Below are 17,428 nucleotides of genomic sequence, written 5' to 3'. Positions count from 1 at the left end.
TTTCTCACTGCCTGGTTCCGTACGACGTGCTCTGTTACGACGTGTCTGGTCGACTCGGGGCGCTTCATGCGACGTGCCGTCTGATCTGGGTTCCGGCGGCCTCGGACAGCACGATCCGGGCGAGGGCGTCGGCGTGGCGGAAGAGCGGGGCGTCGAGGCGGGGCCTGGCGAAGCCGGCGGTGGCCCGGCCGCCGACGACCCAGGGGCCGAAGGCGAACCTGCGGGGGTGCGGGGTGCCCGACCTGTCGAGCAGGCGCCGGTCGGCGGGCCGTACGTTCACCAGGCCCGACTCCTCGTCGAGCTCGCCCCGGTCGCGGAGCGCGGTGACGAGCGGGTCGACGGCCCGGCTCACGCTGGGCGCGGGCAGCCTGGCCTCGACGAGGGTCGTGGCGGCCACGCCGCCGGGCACGGTGGGGCTCTGCGCCCGCCAGCGCCCGTCGTGGTGGTCGACCTTGAGGTCCGCGCCGAGGAAGGTGACCACCCCGGCCCTGGCCAGGGCGCGCAGCTCCTCCAGCCGGGGTCCCGGCGGGCCGCTGGCGACGTAGCTGAAGAACCCGCCGAACCACGGGTCGAAGACGCCCGCCTCGGCGAGGACTCCGTAGACGGAGAGCAACCCGAGGATCATCGCGTGGTCGGCGCTGTGCGCGGGGTCCGAGCGCCGCTCCAGGTCGACGGCGAGATAGCCGTGCATCCACTTCCGCAGGCCCGCCTGGTCGCCGAACCGGATGCCGGTCAGCGGCCGGTCGAGCCGGTCGAAGTCGAGCCGGTCCGGGTGCCGGGGCACGGTCTCGCGGATCAGCTTGCGCATCCCGAGGCTGCGCCACTCCTCGGCCGCGAAGACCTCCTCGAACTCCGCCCATCCCCGCTTGACGCGCTTGGGGTGGGCGGTGACGAGCTCGTGGTAGTACGCGAAGGCCAGCTCCTTGGCGACCAGCGGCCACACGTCCCGGCGGAAGTTCCACGGCCCCTCGCCCAGCGCCTCGCCCAGTGTCTCGCGGGTGAGGAAGCGCGGCACCGGCGGCCGGACGCCCGTGAAGGGGTAGCCGGTCTTGGAGTGGTACGGCACCCCGCGCCGCGACCCCACGTGCAGGAGCGGCTCGCGCCCGCTGGGCAGGTAGACCAGCTCCCCGTCGTACTCGCGGACGAACCGGCCGCCCCGGCCCGAGGTGAGCAGCACCATCAGGTCGACGAAGGCGAGCCCCATCCCCCGCATGACCACCGGTTCCCCGGCGGGGATGCCGTCCAGGTCGAGGTCCGCCGCGTAGCCGGTGGGCAGGTAGCGCAGCCCCGAGCGCGAGGCCAGGCCGGCGAGCGCGCCCTCCTCCCTGGTCGGGGTAACGTCGCCGTGCCCCTGGGCCAGGATCACCGCGTCGGCCTCGACCGTCCGGCCGTCCTCCAGCCGCACCACCTGGCCGCCGGGAACGTTGGCGAGGTCGACGGCTCGGGCGTCGTGCACGTGCACCCGGACGCCGCGCGGGGCGTTCGCCACCGCCTGCCGGAAGACGTGGGAGAGGTAGCCGTTCTGCGCCGGGCGGGAGGCGAACCGGCCCGGGTCGCCGCCGAGCCACTCGGCCAGCGTGGGCCCGGGGTGGATCGGCCCCTCGCAGCGCACCGACTCGTCGGTGAAGAGCGTCACGTCGCCCGCGGCGGAGTTCATCCAGAGCAGGTCCGGCTGGTCGCGGCGCCAGACGCGCCCGCCGCCCGGCGGGTGGGGGTCGATCACGTGGACGTCCAGCGACGGCCAGCCGAGCAGGTCGGCGGCGTTGGCGCAGATGCGCTCCACCAGGCAGGTGCCCGTCGGCCCCGCGCCGACGACGGCGATCGAGGCACTCATACGGCGGCTCTGCGGTGCGGCTGGTCCCAGTCGGCGTGCAGTGGCTCGACCGGGACCCGCCAGGCGTCGGTCTCGCCCTTCCCGGAGAAACCGGAGGAGATCGCGGTGAGGTCGGTGTTCTCACGGAAGGCGGGGTGGGCGTACAGGTCCCTGGCGTAGTCCCACAGGTTGGGGAAGGCGGTGAGCGGGCGCTCGCTGATCCTGGCCGCCGGGTTGTCGCTCAGGTCGAAGCGGAGCAGGGACGGCCAGAGCCGCACGTCCGCCTCGGTGATCCCCGAGCCGAACAGGAACCTGCGGTCGGCCAGGCGGTCGTCCAGCTCGTCGAGGAAGGCGACCACGGCCGCGCGCGCCTCGGTGTACGCGGTCTCGGTAGTGGCCGCCGCCACGCGGCCCGCCGCCGTGTTGACGTACTCGTAGATCCTCGCGTTGAGCTCGTCGATCTCCGGCCTGAGCTCCTCGGGGTAGAGGTCGGCCTCGGGGTCGCCGCCGAACCGGGTGGCGAGGTCGATCGTGATGTCGGGGAAGTCGTTGCTGACGATGCGGCCGGTCGTCCTGTCCCACAGCACCGGCACCGAGACGTGCCCGTCGAATCCCGGCTCGGTCGCCTCGTACGCCTGCCGCAGGACGGTGAACCCGTTCACCGGGTCGGCCCCGCGCCGCTCGCGGAACGCCCATCCGCGACCGTCGCGCTCGTCGTCGACGTAGGACAGCGAGACCACGTCCTGGAGCCCCTTGAGGGAGCGCACGATGGCCGCGCGCTGCGCGTACGGACAGACGGCCGCGACGTAGAGGTGGTAGCGGCCCGGCTCGGCGGGGAAGGCGGGTGTGCCGATGCGCCCCTGGAAGGGGTAGCGCGGGCCGGGCCTGGCACCGGGCCGGTAGTGGCCGTGGGTGTCGAGGTCGACGGGGCTCGCGTGGTTCAGTGTGCTGGTCTTCGACATGTGGCACTCCCGGGCATGTCTCGGTGACCCTGGTGAGGGGTCCGCGCTTGCGGCACGCCCACCGTGCCGCCAGGTCTCCCCCGGGGGCACCCCGCCGCGGTGCGAGGGTTGCCGGTCAGCCAGCCGGGGCTTCTCACTGACACTCTTAACCTATTTAGAAGGTAGGAAATACATAGATCTCTGTCAAGCCTTAGTGTCGGGGAATGTCCTATGAGAGCGTGAATGTGGTCTATCGCAAGTACGACGGGTCACTGCACTGGCACCACCGCGGCCTGTTGCTCGGCGAGGACGAGCACGGGGTGTGGACGGGCTGCGTGGCCGGCTCCAGCGGCCACAAGGGCGACGGTCCCGCGGTCGCCTGGCCGCATCCGTTCGTGATGCTCTTCCCCCGCGACGCCTGGTGGACGGCCGCCTTCAACGCCGCCCCGCACAAACACGAGATCTACTGCGACATCTCCACGGTGCCGGAGTGGAGAGACGGTGAGGTCACCATGGTCGACCTGGACCTCGACGTGATCCGGACCCGCCGCAACCTGCTGAAGGGCCGTCCGAGCAGGGTCTTCCTGGACGACGAGGACGAGTTCGAGGAGCACCGGGTGAAGTACGACTACCCGTCCGGCGTGGTGGAGAACGCCCGCGCCTCGGCCGCCTGGCTGATGGAGGCCGTCACCTCCGGCACCGCCCCCTTCGGCGACGCGCCGCGCTGGCTCGCCCTGGTCACCTGAGCCCCGGCCCTCCGGCTCCCCGCCTGTCCGATCGTCCGGCGTGACGCGTCCCGCACGGACGGCCGTGCCGGGGGCGGCGCCCTCCGGAACGGCCCCCAGCACGGCTCCCGGCGGTCTTAACGGGTGCGGTTGCGGAACAGCCTGCCGGAGAGGATCGCCGAGACCAGCAGGAAGCCGCCGCACCAGGCCAGTGCCTTCCACGGGTCGCTCCCCACCGGCTGACCGAGCAGCAGCCCGCGCACGGACTCGATGATCGGCGTGGCCGGCTGGTTCTCCGCGAACCCGTGCAGCCACTCGGGCATGGTGTGCACCGGGACGAAGGCGCTGCTCGGATAGGGCAGGAACATCACCACGAAGGTGAAGCCGCCCGCCGCCTCCGGCGTCCTGGACAGCAGGCCGACCACGGCCGAGACCGCGGAGACGGCCAGGACGAACACCACCAGTACGCCCACCGCCGCGGCCCAGCCGGACAGGCCCGCCTCCGCCCGGAAGCCGAGCAGGAACGCGACCGCGAACACGATGACGAGCGAGGCGAGGTTGCGCACGGTGCTGGCGGCCACGTGCCCGCCCAGGAACGCCCCGCCGCCGACGTCCATCGACCTGAACCTGTCGACGATCCCCCGGCTCATGTCATGGCTGACGGCGACCGCGGTCAGGGAGGCGCCGTAGGAGGCGCACATGACGAGGATGCCGGGGACGGCGTAGGTGACGTAGTCGACGCCGGTCTGGATCGCGCCGCCGAACAGGTAGACGAACAGCAGCATGACCAGGACGGGCATCAGGAACGAGGTGAGCAGCGCGTCGAGGTTGCGCAGCGACAGGCGGACGGCGCGGCCGGTCATGACCGGCCAGGCGACGAGATCAGACACCGGCCCGCTCCCCGTTCATCGTCTTCCTGCCCGCCGCTTCCCCGTCCGCCGACTCCCTGTGCTCCTTGCTCGTCAGCGCGAGGAACGCGTCGTCGAGCGTGGCGCCCCGCACGGTGAACCTCTCGACCGCCGAACGCCCCGGGTCCACCTCGTCCAGCAGCGCGCGGATCCCCGCGGCGCTCCCGTCGGTGGCCGCCCCGACCGTCAGCCTGCCGGGATCGGCGTGGACGGCACGCGCCCCGAGCAGGCGCGTCACCTCGGCGAACGACCGGGTGTCGGCCAGGACGAGGTCCAGCCGCCAGGCGGCGACCCTCGCCTTGAGCTCGTCGGCGGTGCCCTCCGCCACCACCCGCCCGCCGTCGAGCAGCGCGATCCTGTCGGCCAGGCTGTCGGCCTCCTCCAGGTACTGGGTGGTCAGGAAGACCGTGGTGCCCGAGCCGGTGAGGCGGGTGATCACCTCCCACATCGCCTGCCTGCTCCGCACGTCGAGTCCCGTGGTCGGCTCGTCGAGAAAGATCACCGACGGCGCGCCGACCAGCCCCGCGGCCAGGTCCAGGCGCCGCCACATTCCCCCCGAGTACGTGCCGACCCGCCGCCTCCCCGCCTCGACCAGGTCGAACCGCTCCAGCAGCTCGGCCGCCCTGCGGCGGGCCCCTCCGCGTGACAGGCCGGACAGGCGGCCCATCATCCGCAGGTTCTCCTCCCCGGTGAGCAACTCGTCGACCGCCGCGTGCTGGCCGGTCAGGCTGATGGCGCGGCGGACGCGGCGGCGGTCGCGCACGACGTCGAACCCGGCGACCGTGGCCCGGCCCGCGTCCGGCGTGACCAGCGTCGCCAGGGTACGCACGGTCGTCGTCTTGCCCGCGCCGTTGGAACCGAGCAGCGCGTACACGCTGCCGCTCGCGACGCGCAGGTCGACGCCGGTCAGGACGGCGACCCGGCCGTAGGACTTGGTGAGGCCGCTCACCTCTATCGCTGGCTCCACTACCCCTCCTGTGTATGGCGTACGCTCTACTGTTTATGGCATACGCGGTATTGCGTAAGGTATACACTCGCAGGAAAGGACGGTCAAGCCCGGGAGCGCGATGGAAGTGCCGGAGAGCGTGGAGATCGCCTGGGGCCTGCGCGAGCGGCCGGGCAAGGGGCCCAAGCGCACCCTGAGCCTGGAGCACATCGTGGAGGCCGCCCTGCGGGTGGGCTCGGCGGAGGGACTCGCCGCGGTCTCGATGAGCAAGATCGCCACCGAGCTCGACGTCTCGACGATGGCGCTCTACCGCTACGTCTCCTCCAAGGGCGACCTGCTCATGCTCATCACGGACGCGGTGCTCGGCCCGCCTCCCCCGCTCCCGGAGCCCGGCGACGACTGGCGGCACGGCGTCCACCGGTGGGCCGCCGCCATGCGCGCCGCCCTGCAGCGGCACCCCTGGTCGCTGCGCATCCCCATCACGGGCCCGGGGATCATGCCCAACCACGTCGCCTGGCTGGAGGCCGGGCTGCGCTGCCTGCGCGGCACCGGCCTGGACTCAGGCACGAAGATGGCGTCGCTGCTGCTGGTCAACGGCTTCGTTAGGACCGAGGTCGGGCTCCTGGCCGATCTCCAGGACTCCTTCGACGCCTCCCGGGTCACCGACGAGGAGGCGCTGTCCGGCTACGGCCGGACACTCGCCAAACTGACCGACGCCGAGCGCTTCCCCGAGATCCACGAGCTTCTCCGGGCCCGGGTCTTCGACATGTCCAGCGGCCCCGACGACGAGTTCGCCTTCGGCATGGACCGCATCCTCGACGGCCTCGCGGCGCTCGTGACCGGAGAACCACCTCCCTGACCCGGAACACCTTCGCGCCACCCGGGCCCGCGTTCACCACCGCCGGGGAAGGAACCGGCCGGGGCTACGGGGACGGGAACCCCGGCCGCCTCGCGGGAAAGGCCGCCGCTCCCGCCCGCGAGGGGACCTGCGGGGACCTACAGGGGCGGGAACCCCGGGGCGCGGCGCTCGACGAAGCTGGCGACGCCCTCGACGAAGTCCGGCCGGGTGAAGGACTCGGCCATCAGGCGCGTCGCGGTCTTCTCCGACACCTCCAGGCTCTGCTGCCAGTCACCCCAGACCTGGCGCTTGATCACCGCCATCGAGGCCGGGGAGCTGTGCGTCGCCAGCTCGTGGGCGTAGGCCAGCGTCTCCTCCATCAGCCTCTCCCCGGGCACCGACCGGCCGGCCAGGCCCAGCTCGTACGCCTCGGCACCGGTGAAGGTGCGTCCCGACAGCAGCAGGTCCATGGCCCTGGCCTGACCGGCCAGGCGGGGCAGGACCCACGACATGCCGTACTCGGCGATCAGGCCGCGCCGGGCGAAGGCGGTGGTCCACTTGGCCTCGGCGGCGGTGAAGACCAGGTCGCAGAGTAGGGCGTGGACCATGCCGAGCCCGGCGCAGGCGCCGTTGACGGCGGCGATGATCGGCTTGCGGACCGTGGTCGGGAAGGTGGTGGGACGCGGGTCGGGCTGCCCCGCGTAGGAGCCGTCCTGCAGGGAGGTGAGCGTCTGGAAGTCCGCCCCGGCGCAGAAGCCCCGTCCCGCGCCGGTCACCACGATCACCCGGACCTCGGGGTCCTTCTCGGCCTCGGCCAGCTGGTCGAAGTAGCGGCGGCCCATCTCGTCGGTCCAGGCGTTGAGCCGGTCCGGGCGGTTGAACGTCAGCGTCAGCACGCCCCGCTCGATCGACGACAGCACCAGATCGACCATCCCGCATCCCCTCCGGAAGCCCACCGGGGCTCTCACCCGGAGAGCCACAGAATATCGTTCTACACCTTTTCCCTCCCCGGCGTCAGCATGTGCGGGTGGACCGGATCCTCACCCGTGGCGCGGACCGGGGAGGGCAGGAGAGCCGGAAGCCCTTGATCAGCTTTCCGTAGCGGCCCAGCGGCCGAGCGCGCGCCCCAGCGAGTCCGGATGGTGGACGAAGTTCGGCGACAGCAGCCGGTCCTCGTAGTAGCGGTGGAAGACCGGCGTGGCCGAGGCCGACATGGGGGGCACGATCCAGGTCCAGTCGGCCGGGCAGACCCGCCCCTCCTTCTCCTCGCGTTCCAGGTGCATCAGGAAGTGCCTGGACTCGGTGTGGTGGTCGGTCATCGTCACCCCCGCCCGCTCGAAGGAGTGCAGCACCGCCCTGTTCAGCTCCACCAGCGCGTAGTCCCGCCAGAGCGACCGGTCACTCTCGGTGTCCAGTCCCATGCGCCGGGCGATGAGCGGCATCAGGTCGTAGCGGTCGGTGTCGGCCAGGTTGCGGGCGCCGATCTCGGTGCCCATGTACCAGCCGTTGAACGGGGCCGCCCGGTAGCAGATCCCGCCGATCTCCAGGCACATGTTCGAGATGACCGGCACCGCGTGCCAGCGCAGCCCCAGCTGCTCGAACCACGGGTGGGTGGGGTGTGAGAGCGGGACCTCCAGCACGGCGTCGCCGGGGATCGTGGACAGCAGCGGCCGCCCGTCCCCCATCGAGACCGCCAGCGGGAGGACGTCGAAGGGGCTGCCCGGACCACCGGGCCAGCCCAGCTCGCGCAGCATCGAGGTGAAACCGGTGTAGCGGGGGTCGCCGACGACCGAGCCGTCCTCCATCGCGTACCCCGCGTACCGGATGAGCTGCTCGTTCCAGATCCGCGGCCCCGGGGCCCCCGGACGGTCCTGGGGGAACACGGTGATCGTCGGGCGGATCCGGCGGCTCGGCGCCGCGTCCCGCAGGTGGTTCACGCACTCGACGGCGACCCCCTCGGCCGTGGTGACGTGCCGCCGGTCGCGTACCCGCAGCGAGCGCCAGTACAGGCGCCCGATGCACCTGCCGCTGTTGCGCCAGGCCACCCGGGCGCCGAAGATCAGCTCACCGGGAGTGTGGGTGTACGTCCCGCTCCTGGCGATCTCCTGACGGACCTCGCGCAGGCGTTCCCGCAGGACTCCCGCCCCGGGATTCTCCGCGTGGAAGAGCCGGAGATAGTCCTCGGCCGCCGCCACGTCGACCGGGGGCACCTCGGGGGCACGGAGAAAACCGGGGACGCCGGGGACACCGGAGACGTCCGGGACGCCGGGGACGCCGGGGACACCGGAGACGTCCGGGACACCGGGGACGTCGCGGACCGGATCCGGCGCACGCCGCCGGGACCTTCGCCAGGTCAGCACAGAAAGACCGCCAATTGTGGCTCACGGGCACGACGACCGTTCCGGGCGGTGCGGTGCCCTGAACGCGGCGGCCCTTCCCCGCTGCGATCGCTGTTGTCCGCGGCAGCCGCGCACGGATCACTCACCGCGATCAGGGCGGCACCGGGCGCAGCGTTCCTCATTTTCTGTGATTCACCGTGGTTTGTCCGGCGAATCGCGAGGTGAGGAGCCCGCCGAATCGAAACGGGATACGACGAAGGCCCCGGAAGCGGGGCTTCCGGGGCCTTTCACTGGCTCCCGCGATAGGACTCGAACCTATAACCTGCCGGTTAACAGCCGGCTGCTCTGCCGATTGAGCTACACGGGATTGCGCTTTGCGCTGGTCGGACCGGGTGTTCCCCGTTCCTTGCGGCGCAGGAATAGATTAGCGCACTCCATGGGTGTGTGTCGCATCGATACTCCGGGGTAGGTGCGAGACGAGGCGATCCGCGAGTGATCACAGGACAGGGTCCGCGGAACATGCTTGTGGAGGTGGACATGCGTTATCGATTGATGCTCGGGGTGGGGTTCGCGGTCGGCTACATCCTGGGGAGCCGCGCCGGCCGGGAACGTTACGAGCAGATCAAGCAGCTGGCCCAGCGGTTTTCCGACAATCCCACCGTGCAGGAGACGGCCGGCCTGATGGGCGCCAAGGTCTCCAAGGCGACGGGCGTGGCCAGGACCAAGGTCAGCGACGTGGCGAGGAACCGGCTGCCGTTCCTGCGTTCGGCCAACGGCTGGCACGGTGAGGAGCACGACGACACGGGCACCGGCTGGCCGGAGAACCAGAGGACCAACGCGCCCTACTGATCTCACCGCCGCCCCCTCGGCGCTCACGGGCCGGGAACGGCCCGCCGGATGCGAAAGGCCCCGCCAGGGGCCTTTCGCGTGTCCGGGCCCGATTCCCAGGCACCTTCTCAGGCGCCTCTCGGACACCGAGGCTCCGGCGTGCCACCCCCAGGCGCCTTCTCGGACACCGAAACTCCGATATGTCGCCCCAAGGCGCCTCTCGGACACCGAGGCTCCGGCGTTCCATCTCAAGGCGCCTCTCGGACGCCGAAACTCCGGCGTGTCACCCCCCAGGCGCCTTCTCTGACGCCAAGGCTCCGGCGCGTGTCACCCGGGCGACTCTCAGACGCCGAAGCTCCGGCGTGTCTCCTCAAGCGCCTGCTCCGCGAGGGCGCGCAGGCCGGGGTCCTCCGGATCGAGGCCGGAGTCGAAGACGAACTCCCAGATCAACTGGTCGGCGTCGGCTCTCCTCGCCACCAGCCGTACTCCCCCTCGCGCGTCCAGCGGGACGTACTGGTTGACCACGATGGAGGCGGTCACCCGCTCCCGCACGGCCTCGGGGATCCGGCCGGGTTCGGGCAGCAGCGCCCGGTGCGAGCGCCCGTCGGTGGTGCCGACCGTCAGCCCCTCCTCGTCCCACACCCCGCGGTCCACCCGGAACCAGGGCAGGCGTTCACCGCCCAGATAGAGGGCCTTGTCCGCGGCGATCACGTAGCCGTCGGGCCCCTCGGCGTAGGCGAGCACCCGGTCGCCGGGAACGACGGCCGCGCGGACCGCTGAGGGCATGCGATTGAAGAGCTTCACCGCTCCACGGTATCCGCCAGCAGGTCGAGGGTGAGCGCGGCCGACCAGGAGAAGTCCCGGCTGCCCCGCCCGCTGCCGTCGAAGGGGTCGAAGCACTCGCGGAAACCCGCCTGCCGTACGAGACGCAGGGTGCCCGAGCCGAGCAGCCGCGCCAGTCCCGGCAGGTCGTGCGTGCCCGCCGCCCGCCGCAGCAGCCAGTTGGTGTTCACCCAGGACGGCCCCCGCCAGTAGCAGGACCGGTCGAACTGCTGGGCGCGGATCTCGCAGCTCGGCACCGGGTATCCGGCGGCCCCCATGAAACGGGCCGACTCCAGCACCCTCACCAGCTCCGCGACCCGGTCGGCGGGCATCTCCTGGTCGAGCATCGGCCCGAAGCAGCCGACCGTGCAGACGGGGCTGAGCCGCCCGCCGCGCAGGTCGCGGGCACGGAAGACGCCGTCGTCCCAGAGACGGTCCAGCAGCGCCGCGCGGATCCGCTCCGCCGCCTCCCGGTACGGGCCCGCGTCCACGCCCGCCACCGGGGCCAGCTCGGCGAGCGCCTGGCAGGAGGCGAGCCAGATCCCGTTGAACATCGGGTCCTCGACCGCGAACGGATGCTCGTCCCGCAGGTAGGCCGGGTCGTAGCCGGAGTCCCGGTAGCCCAGGGCGAGGGCCATGTAGCGGTCGTGGCGGCTGTCGGGACGCCGTTCGGAGGGCTCCTCGCGCCGGTGGTAGGCGTGGCGCACCGAGGGCAGCGCCTCCAGCGGCGCGTCCCAGGCGGGGCTGTCGTCCATCCCGGACTCCCACGGGTGCACGATCGCGGCCAGCCCTCCCCCGCCGAGGTCCCTGGAGGTGGCGAGGTAGTCGTGCTGGGCGGCCAGCATCGGATAGATCCGCCGTACGAGTGCCACGGCCGTGTCGCGGTCGGCCGCGTGCCGCCATATCCACCACAGGGCCAGCGCGTGCAGCGGCGGCTGCGTCAGCCCGGAGGTGCACACGGCGTTGGGAGAGGCCGGGTGCTCAGGGGAGCGCCAGACCGAGGGGCCGGGGAAGTAGCCCTCCGCGTCGACGGGGTGGAAGACGATGTGCGGCACCATCCCGGTGCCCCACTGTCCCGCCAGCAGGCTGATCAGCTCGGTTCCGGCCCTGCGGGTGTCCCAGCGGGCCAGGCCGATCGCGACGAAGGTGGAGTCCCAGTTCCACTGGTGCGGGTAGAGGCCGGGCGCGGGGACGGTCGCGGACCCCGTCCAGTTCGCGTCGAGCACGGACCACGCCTCGCGCCCGAGCGCGGCGTCGTCAACCGCCGCTCGCGACTCCATCCGCCCAGTCTGCGCCTGTATCGGCCGGGAGAACAGCCCGGCCCGCCCCGAATGCGCCGAAGAGAGATGACGCGGGCCCCGCGCAACGGCGCGGGCCCCGGGAACTTCTGTTCCACGACCACCACAACAGACCCCGCACAACGGCGCGGGCCCCGGGAACTTCTGTTCCACGACCACCAACAGGCCCCGCGCAACGGCGCGGGCCCCGGGAACTTCTGTTCCCGGGGCCCGCGCCGTGTGGCTCCTCAGTCGAGGTAGTCGCGAAGCATCTGCGCCCGCGTCGGGTGCCTGAGCTTGGCCAGGGTCTTCGACTCGATCTGCCGGATGCGCTCGCGCGTCACGCCGAACTCCCTGCCGACCTCCTCCAGGGTCCGGGGATGTCCGTCCGCGAGCCCGAAGCGCAGCTGGATGATGCGCTGCTCACGGTCGGAGAGGGTCGCGAGGATGTCGTCGAGCTGGTCCTGCAGCATGATGAAGGCCGCCGCCTCCATCGGCACCACCGCGTCCGCGTCCTCGATGAAGTCTCCGAGGTCGGAGTCCTCCTCGCCGATCGGCGACTGCAGCGACACCGGCTCCTGGGCGATCCGCTGAATCTCGATCACCCGGTCGATCGGCAGGTCCATCTCCATGGCGATCTCCTCGGGCGCGGGCTCGCGGCCGAGATCCTGGTGGAGCTGGCGCTGGACCCGTACCAGCTTGTTGATCGTCTCGACCATGTGCACCGGAATCCGAATGGTGCGCGCCTGGTCCGCGATGGCCCGGGTGATCGCCTGGCGAATCCACCAGGTGGCATATGTGGAGAACTTGTAGCCCTTGGTGTAGTCGAATTTCTCGACCGCCCGGATGAGCCCGAGGTTGCCCTCCTGGATGAGATCCAGGAACAGCATCCCGCGTCCCACATATCTTTTGGCGATTGACACGACCAGCCGCAGATTGGCCTCGATCAGCCGCTGCTTGGCGCGCGTGCCCTGCCAGGCGAGCTCCTTGAACTCCGGGAAGACCAGGCGCGAGACGACGCTGGTCAGCTTGTCCTCGGCGAACAGGCCCGCCTCGATGGACTTGGCGAGCTCCACCTCCTCCTCGGCCGTGAGCAGGGGCACGCGACCGATCTCCCGCAGGTAGATGCGGACAAGATCGCTGGTCGGGGCCCTCTTTCCGACATCCTCCTCATCGGCCCGGACGGGCTCCTCGTCGCCCTGGGGCTCGAGGACCTCCACTCCGTGCTCGGCGAGCATGCGGACGACGCGTTCGAGCGCGTCGGACGGCAGCTCGGACTTGTCGAGAGCGGCGGCCACGTCATCGACCGTGACGCTTCCGCGCTCCCTTCCCTTCGTGACGAGGTCGGCCACCTGGTCTACCGATGGCGGCCCACTTGGCAGCACCGATGCACCCACGGGAGACAGTCTGCTGTATTGGGTCCCCTAAATGGCAGACCTATTTTTGTCACCGGAGGTAAGGCCGCGATCATTATCGGATCGAGACCTTATTCGGGTTTGGTGTAATCAGCCCGCGGATATTAATGCCAATTACGCCGTCAGCTCCCGGCGGCGCGATCCACGCGAACCGCCGCCACCGTTCCGGCGCGCCGTCAGCTCCCGGCGGCGCGGTCCTTGAGCACCCGCCGCTGCTGTTCCAGCGCGACCAGCTCCCCGAACAACCGGTTGTACTCCTGCTGCTCGTCGACCGGGTTCGTCCGCTGCATCCTCGACTTGAGCTGCTCGATGGCCCGCGCCACCGAGACGAGCTCCAAGGCCGCCAGCATGGCCGAGGCGTAGCGCTCCTCGCTCGCCAGGTCGGCCCGCAGCTCCTCCACGGCGAACCGGGTGACGACCCCGCGCAGGGAGTCCTCGGCCCCGCCGAGCAGCAGGTCGACCCACTCGCGCCCGCCCTGCCCCGCCGTGGCGGTGCCGCCGGAGTCGACGATCAGCCGGTAGAGGGCCGCGTGCTCGGCGAGCGTGAACGCCTCCGCGCCCAGCGCCTCGAAGCCCGGCCCGAGCAGCGCGGGACGCTGCACGGCCAATCGCAGCACCTCCGCCTCGGTCCGGACACTGGGATCGGTGAGGTCGGCGACCTTGCGGGGCCCCGCGGGGCGCTGGGCGCGCGGCTGGGCCGCCGCCGAGGAGACCTCGGTGATCCGGTCGAGGACGAAGCGCTCGTTGTTGAAGCCCAGCCACCGGTCGAGGTCGACGGCGTACAGCTGGCGCAGGGACCTGTCCTTGATGCCCGCCACGATCGGGGCGGCGGCGTCGAGGGCGGAGAGCCGTCCCTCGTTGGTGCTCACGTCGTAGCGGGAGATCACGCTGCGGATGGCGAACGCGAACAGCGGCTCGCGCCCGGCGATCAGGTCGCGCACGGCCGCCTCGCCGTGCCTGACGCGCAGGTCGCACGGGTCGAGGCCGTCGGCCTGCACGGCGACGAAGGTCTGGGTGACGAACTTCTGCTCGTCGGCGAAGGCGCGCAGGGCCGCCTTCTGGCCCGCCGCGTCGCCGTCGAAGGTGAAGACCACCTCGCCGTGCGACCCCGACTGGTCGAGCAGCAGCCGCCGGAGCACCTTGATGTGCTCCTCGCCGAACGCGGTGCCGCAGGTGGCCACCGCCGTCGGCACGCCCGACAGGTGGCAGGCCATCACGTCGGTGTAGCCCTCGACGATCACGGCCTGGGAACGCTTGGAGATCTCGCGCTTGGCGAGGTCGACGCCGTAGAGAACCTCGCTCTTCTTGTAGAGCGGGCTTTCCGGGGTGTTCAGGTATTTCGGCCCGTCTTCGGCGTCGTTCAATTTCCGTGCGCCGAAACCGATGACATCGCCGGTTATATCGCGGATCGGCCAGACCAGCCGTCCCCTGAAACGGTCGATCGGGCCGCGCCGCCCCTCCTTGGCCAGCCCGCCCTTGATCAGCTCCGCGGTGGTGAAGCCCCGGGCCATCAGGTGCCGTGAGAGGGCCTCCCACTCGGCGGGGGCGTATCCGACGCCGAAGCGCTCGGCGTCGACCCGCTCGAACCCGCGCTCCGACAGGAACCTGCGCCCGATCGCGGCGTCGGGGGCGGACAGTTTCGAGACGTAGAACTCCGCCGCCGCCTTGTGTGCCTCGATCAGGCGGATGCGCTCGCCCTGCTCGCGCCCGGGGACGTAGCCGCCCTGCTCGTAGCGGAGCTGGACGCCCGCCCGGTTGGCCAGCCGCTCGACCGCCTCGCCGAACGACAGGTGCTCCAGGCGCCGGACGAAGGTGATGACGTCACCGCCCTCGGCGCAACCGAAGCAGTACCAGTATCCCCGGGTGGGGGTCACGTTGAAGGACGGGCTCTTCTCCTCGTGGAAGGGGCAGAGCCCTTTCAGGTTGCCGCCGCCCGCGTTGCGGAGCTGGATGTGCTCGCCCACGATGTCGGCGATCGGTGAGCGCTCCCGTACGAGCGCGATGTCCTCATCACTGATCCGGCCTGCCACGCCGCGAGTCTAGTCCGGCCCTCCGACAGGTCGGGGCGGCGAGCCGCCCCGCCCCCCGCTCCGATCTTCCGGCAGGCCGGGACACCACCACCGGGACGGGAGGGACGGGGAGGGACAGGAGGAACGACGACTTTCCCGAAGTGGTCGTGACCAACCAGGACGTCGGTTACAAAGGTAAAGGCGGATTCTCGATAATGTACGCGGGTGGAGATCATGCGATCGGGGCATATGGCACGATTGGCCGCCGTGACCGGCGCGGTGCTCGTCACCGGGGCCTGCGCGTCGCAGGGCGGGGTCGCGGGCATCGGCACGGTGGCCCCGACCCCCGGAACGGAGTCCGCGGCCGGGTCACCGGCCTCGTCGGTCACCGCGACCATGCCCGCGGCGACCCCGACCCCGCCCCGGCAGACGGCGGTCGACCGTCCCAAGGCCGACCCCCCGGTGCGCGTCCCGCCGCCGAAGGTTTCCAAGCACACCTACGCCTTCCCGGTGAAGGGCTGCTCGGTCACCTACGAGAGCAGGCTCCTGGTGCTGCCCAAGACCACGATCTGGGCGGGCAAGGGCTGCGCGTTCGTCTCGCCGGTGAACGGCGTGGTCGACGAGGTCAACGCCAAGAACCGGTGGACGCCCTCCACCGACCGCGGCGCCGACCGTGAGGGCCGGTTCGTCACGGTCGTCGGCGACGACGGCGTGCGCTACCTCGGCGGCCACCTGGACAAGATCGCCCTGGGGATCAGGCCGGGAGTGCGCGTCAGCGCCGGTCAGGTCCTGGGCCAGGTCGGCAACTCGGGCAACGCCCGCTCGACCGCCAGCAACCTCTACTTCGCGATCTCCTGGAAGACCCCGTCCTCGATGTGGTGGGTGCGCCGGGGCATGGTCAAGCCCTGGGACTACCTGGACGCCTGGCTGAAGGGCAATCCCACGCTCTCCCCCCGCGAGGAGATGCAGGCCGTGATGAACCAGACGGGCGTGGCCCCCCGGTGCTTCACCCTGTGCGCGTCGAAGCCGCAGCCGACGAAGAAGCCCACCAGGAAGCCGAAGCCCCAGGAGCCGGAGCAGATCCCGCTGGGCGGCACCGGTACCGGCACCCTGATGTACGGAACGTGACACGGTAATCTCCGCCGGCCTCCGGCGGGCTCGTCCGCGTCACCGCCGGGGCCGCCGCGTCTCGACCTGGACCTTCACGCCGCCCTCCGGGGACGTGGAAGACCGCGGGAGACCGTGGTAGACCGCGGGAGACGCTGAACCCCGGGCCGGGCGCCGGGAACGTGACACGCCCCGGCCAGCACGGCCCGGTCAGCGGCCCGCCAGGGCGCGGTGCCAGGCGACCGCGGAGGTGTCGGTGAGCGAGGCGATCTGGTCGATGACCACGCGGAGCCGTCCGGCGTCACCGCCGGCCCTGGTGAAGGCGGGCTTGAACGCGGGCTCCAGGGTGCCGGGGGCGCCCAGCATGATGTGGTGGGCCAGGTCGTGGATCAGCTCGCGCTGCCTGGCCTGGTTGGCGTTGTGCGCGTCGCTGGTCATCACGTAGTGGGCCGTGACCCCCTTGAGCAGCGCGCACTGCAGCCGGGTGGCCCTGGGCACGATCAGGTCCGCGCTGTAGCGCCCGGCCGCCGGTCCGTACGCCTCGCGGGTGGCGACCTCCGCGGACCTGCAGAAGTGGCCGATGAGCGAGCTGGTCAGCCCCTTGATCGCGGCGAGGTCGGCGAGTGAGCGGTCGAAGTGGCGCGGCCAGAGCGGCTGGGTGATCAGGCGTCCGAAGAGGTCCTCCAGCTCGCCGGGCTCGGCGTCGGGGGCGTACCACTCGCGGGTGGTCGCGCAGACCTCGCGGCGCTCCGACGGGTCGCGCATCGCCTCCAGCACCACGCCGCCGGAGTGCAGGGCGTCCTCCAGGTCGTGTACGGAGTAGGCGACGTCGTCGGCCCAGTCCATGATCTGGGCCTCGAAGCTGACCTGCCCCTCGGGCGCGCCCTCCCTGATCCACGCGAAGACCGGCATGTCGTCGTCGTAGACGCAGTACTTGGCACTCGTCTCGCGGGTCCACGGGTATTTGACGGCGGCGTCCAGGGAGGCGCGGGTGAGGTTGAGCCCGGCGCTGCGGCCGTCCTCGGTGACGACCTTGGCCTCCAGCCGGGTCAGCAGGCGCAGGCTCTGCGCGTTGCCCTCGAAGCCCCCGCACCCGGCGGCGACCTCGTTGAGCGCAGTCTCGCCGTTGTGCCCGAACGGCGGGTGGCCGAGGTCGTGGGCCAGGCAGGCGGTCTCCACCAGATCGGGGTCGCGGCCGAGGGTCTCCCCCATCTCGCGGCCGATCTGCGCGCACTCCAGGGAGTGGGTCAGGCGGGTGCGGGGGATGTGCTGGCCACTGCCGAAGGTCTCTCCGGGGCCGACGACCTGGGTCTTGGCGGCGAGCCTGCGGAGCCCGGCGCTGTGCAGCACCCGCGCCCGGTCTCGCTCGAACGAGCTTCGTTCGGGGTTGCCGGGAGGTTCCGGCACCCACCTGGCCTGATCGTGTTCGTCGTAGCCATGCATAAGTGCCCTGATTTTAT

The 17,428-nt window shown here is 71.3% G+C and carries 15 protein-coding genes, 1 tRNA gene and 1 riboswitch; of the genes, 4 read left to right on the top strand and 12 right to left on the bottom strand.

Translation table 11 applies throughout. The annotated features are described in order from the left end of the window. Window positions 1-64: 64 nt before the first annotated feature. Window positions 65-1,834: an FAD/NAD(P)-binding protein gene (locus ACFYWM_RS14030; protein ID WP_389913713.1), complete on the bottom strand. Its 1,770-nt coding sequence runs from the start codon at window positions 1,832-1,834 to the stop codon at window positions 65-67. After that, window positions 1,831-2,775, bottom strand: coding sequence for a glutathione S-transferase C-terminal domain-containing protein (locus ACFYWM_RS14025; protein WP_389913710.1), 945 nt, complete (start codon window positions 2,773-2,775; stop codon window positions 1,831-1,833). The genes ACFYWM_RS14030 and ACFYWM_RS14025 overlap by 4 nt, the downstream gene beginning before the upstream one ends. Window positions 2,776-2,813: 38 nt before the next feature. Then, window positions 2,814-2,926, bottom strand: a riboswitch (SAM riboswitch). 52 nt (window positions 2,927-2,978) lie between these two features. Here ACFYWM_RS14025 and ACFYWM_RS14020 point away from each other — a divergent pair. After that, window positions 2,979-3,500, top strand: a complete 522-nt coding sequence (locus tag ACFYWM_RS14020; protein ID WP_389913707.1) for a DUF402 domain-containing protein — start codon at window positions 2,979-2,981, stop codon at window positions 3,498-3,500. 116 nt (window positions 3,501-3,616) lie between these two features. Here the strand turns inward: ACFYWM_RS14020 and ACFYWM_RS14015 are convergent, their stop codons facing one another. Both ACFYWM_RS14015 and ACFYWM_RS14010 read right to left on the bottom strand, forming a co-directional pair. Then, window positions 3,617-4,369, bottom strand: coding sequence for an ABC transporter permease (locus ACFYWM_RS14015; protein ID WP_389913704.1), 753 nt, complete (start codon window positions 4,367-4,369; stop codon window positions 3,617-3,619). Then, window positions 4,362-5,354 carry an ATP-binding cassette domain-containing protein gene (locus ACFYWM_RS14010; protein WP_389913701.1) on the bottom strand — a complete coding sequence of 331 codons (993 nt, stop codon included), beginning with the start codon at window positions 5,352-5,354 and terminating at the stop codon, window positions 4,362-4,364. The genes ACFYWM_RS14015 and ACFYWM_RS14010 overlap by 8 nt, the downstream gene beginning before the upstream one ends. A 100-nt stretch (window positions 5,355-5,454) precedes the next feature. Here ACFYWM_RS14010 and ACFYWM_RS14005 point away from each other — a divergent pair, with 100 nt between their 5' ends. After that, a complete protein-coding gene (locus tag ACFYWM_RS14005) occupies window positions 5,455-6,192 on the top strand; it encodes a TetR/AcrR family transcriptional regulator (protein ID WP_389913699.1) in 738 nt (245 codons plus the stop codon). 137 nt (window positions 6,193-6,329) lie between these two features. On the opposite strand, the gene ACFYWM_RS14000 is transcribed toward ACFYWM_RS14005, so the two are convergent. The 3 genes from ACFYWM_RS14000 to ACFYWM_RS13990 form a co-directional block, all read right to left on the bottom strand. Further along, window positions 6,330-7,103 (bottom strand): enoyl-CoA hydratase-related protein, encoded by a 774-nt coding sequence (locus tag ACFYWM_RS14000; RefSeq protein WP_389913696.1) that lies wholly within the window; start codon window positions 7,101-7,103, stop codon window positions 6,330-6,332. 156 nt (window positions 7,104-7,259) lie between these two features. After that, entirely contained in the window at window positions 7,260-8,531 is a 1,272-nt protein-coding gene (locus ACFYWM_RS13995; RefSeq protein WP_389913693.1) for a nitric oxide synthase oxygenase, read from the bottom strand. A gap of 270 nt (window positions 8,532-8,801) precedes the next feature. Beyond that, a tRNA-Asn gene (locus ACFYWM_RS13990) sits at window positions 8,802-8,877 on the bottom strand. A 170-nt stretch (window positions 8,878-9,047) separates the two neighbouring features. Here ACFYWM_RS13990 and ACFYWM_RS13985 point away from each other — a divergent pair. Next, complete coding sequence (locus tag ACFYWM_RS13985; RefSeq protein WP_389913690.1) at window positions 9,048-9,359, top strand: YtxH domain-containing protein; 312 nt, start codon at window positions 9,048-9,050, stop codon at window positions 9,357-9,359. A gap of 321 nt (window positions 9,360-9,680) precedes the next feature. On the opposite strand, the gene ACFYWM_RS13980 is transcribed toward ACFYWM_RS13985, so the two are convergent. The 4 genes from ACFYWM_RS13980 to dnaG form a co-directional block, all read right to left on the bottom strand. Next, window positions 9,681-10,142, bottom strand: coding sequence for a hypothetical protein (locus ACFYWM_RS13980; RefSeq protein WP_389913687.1), 462 nt, complete (start codon window positions 10,140-10,142; stop codon window positions 9,681-9,683). Beyond that, window positions 10,139-11,440, bottom strand: a complete 1,302-nt coding sequence (locus ACFYWM_RS13975; protein WP_389913685.1) for a hypothetical protein — start codon at window positions 11,438-11,440, stop codon at window positions 10,139-10,141. The genes ACFYWM_RS13980 and ACFYWM_RS13975 overlap by 4 nt, the downstream gene beginning before the upstream one ends. Window positions 11,441-11,685: 245 nt before the next feature. Next, window positions 11,686-12,822 carry an RNA polymerase sigma factor RpoD gene (gene rpoD, locus ACFYWM_RS13970; protein WP_362872467.1) on the bottom strand — a complete coding sequence of 379 codons (1,137 nt, stop codon included), beginning with the start codon at window positions 12,820-12,822 and terminating at the stop codon, window positions 11,686-11,688. A 206-nt stretch (window positions 12,823-13,028) separates the two neighbouring features. After that, a complete protein-coding gene (dnaG, locus tag ACFYWM_RS13965) occupies window positions 13,029-14,882 on the bottom strand; it encodes a DNA primase (RefSeq protein WP_389913682.1) in 1,854 nt (617 codons plus the stop codon). Between the two features lie 228 nt (window positions 14,883-15,110). Between dnaG and ACFYWM_RS13960 the strand changes: the two genes are divergently transcribed. Further along, window positions 15,111-15,989 carry a M23 family metallopeptidase gene (locus tag ACFYWM_RS13960; protein WP_389913679.1) on the top strand — a complete coding sequence of 293 codons (879 nt, stop codon included), beginning with the start codon at window positions 15,111-15,113 and terminating at the stop codon, window positions 15,987-15,989. A gap of 189 nt (window positions 15,990-16,178) precedes the next feature. Here ACFYWM_RS13960 and ACFYWM_RS13955 read toward each other — a convergent pair whose 3' ends face one another. Further along, entirely contained in the window at window positions 16,179-17,411 is a 1,233-nt protein-coding gene (locus ACFYWM_RS13955) for a deoxyguanosinetriphosphate triphosphohydrolase (protein ID WP_389913677.1), read from the bottom strand. Window positions 17,412-17,428: the final 17 nt, after the last annotated feature.

Source organism: Streptosporangium sp. NPDC002721 (assembly GCF_042888905.1).
Taxonomy (GTDB): Bacteria; Actinomycetota; Actinomycetes; order Streptosporangiales; family Streptosporangiaceae; genus Streptosporangium.
This window is presented reverse-complemented; position numbering and strand designations above follow the sequence as displayed.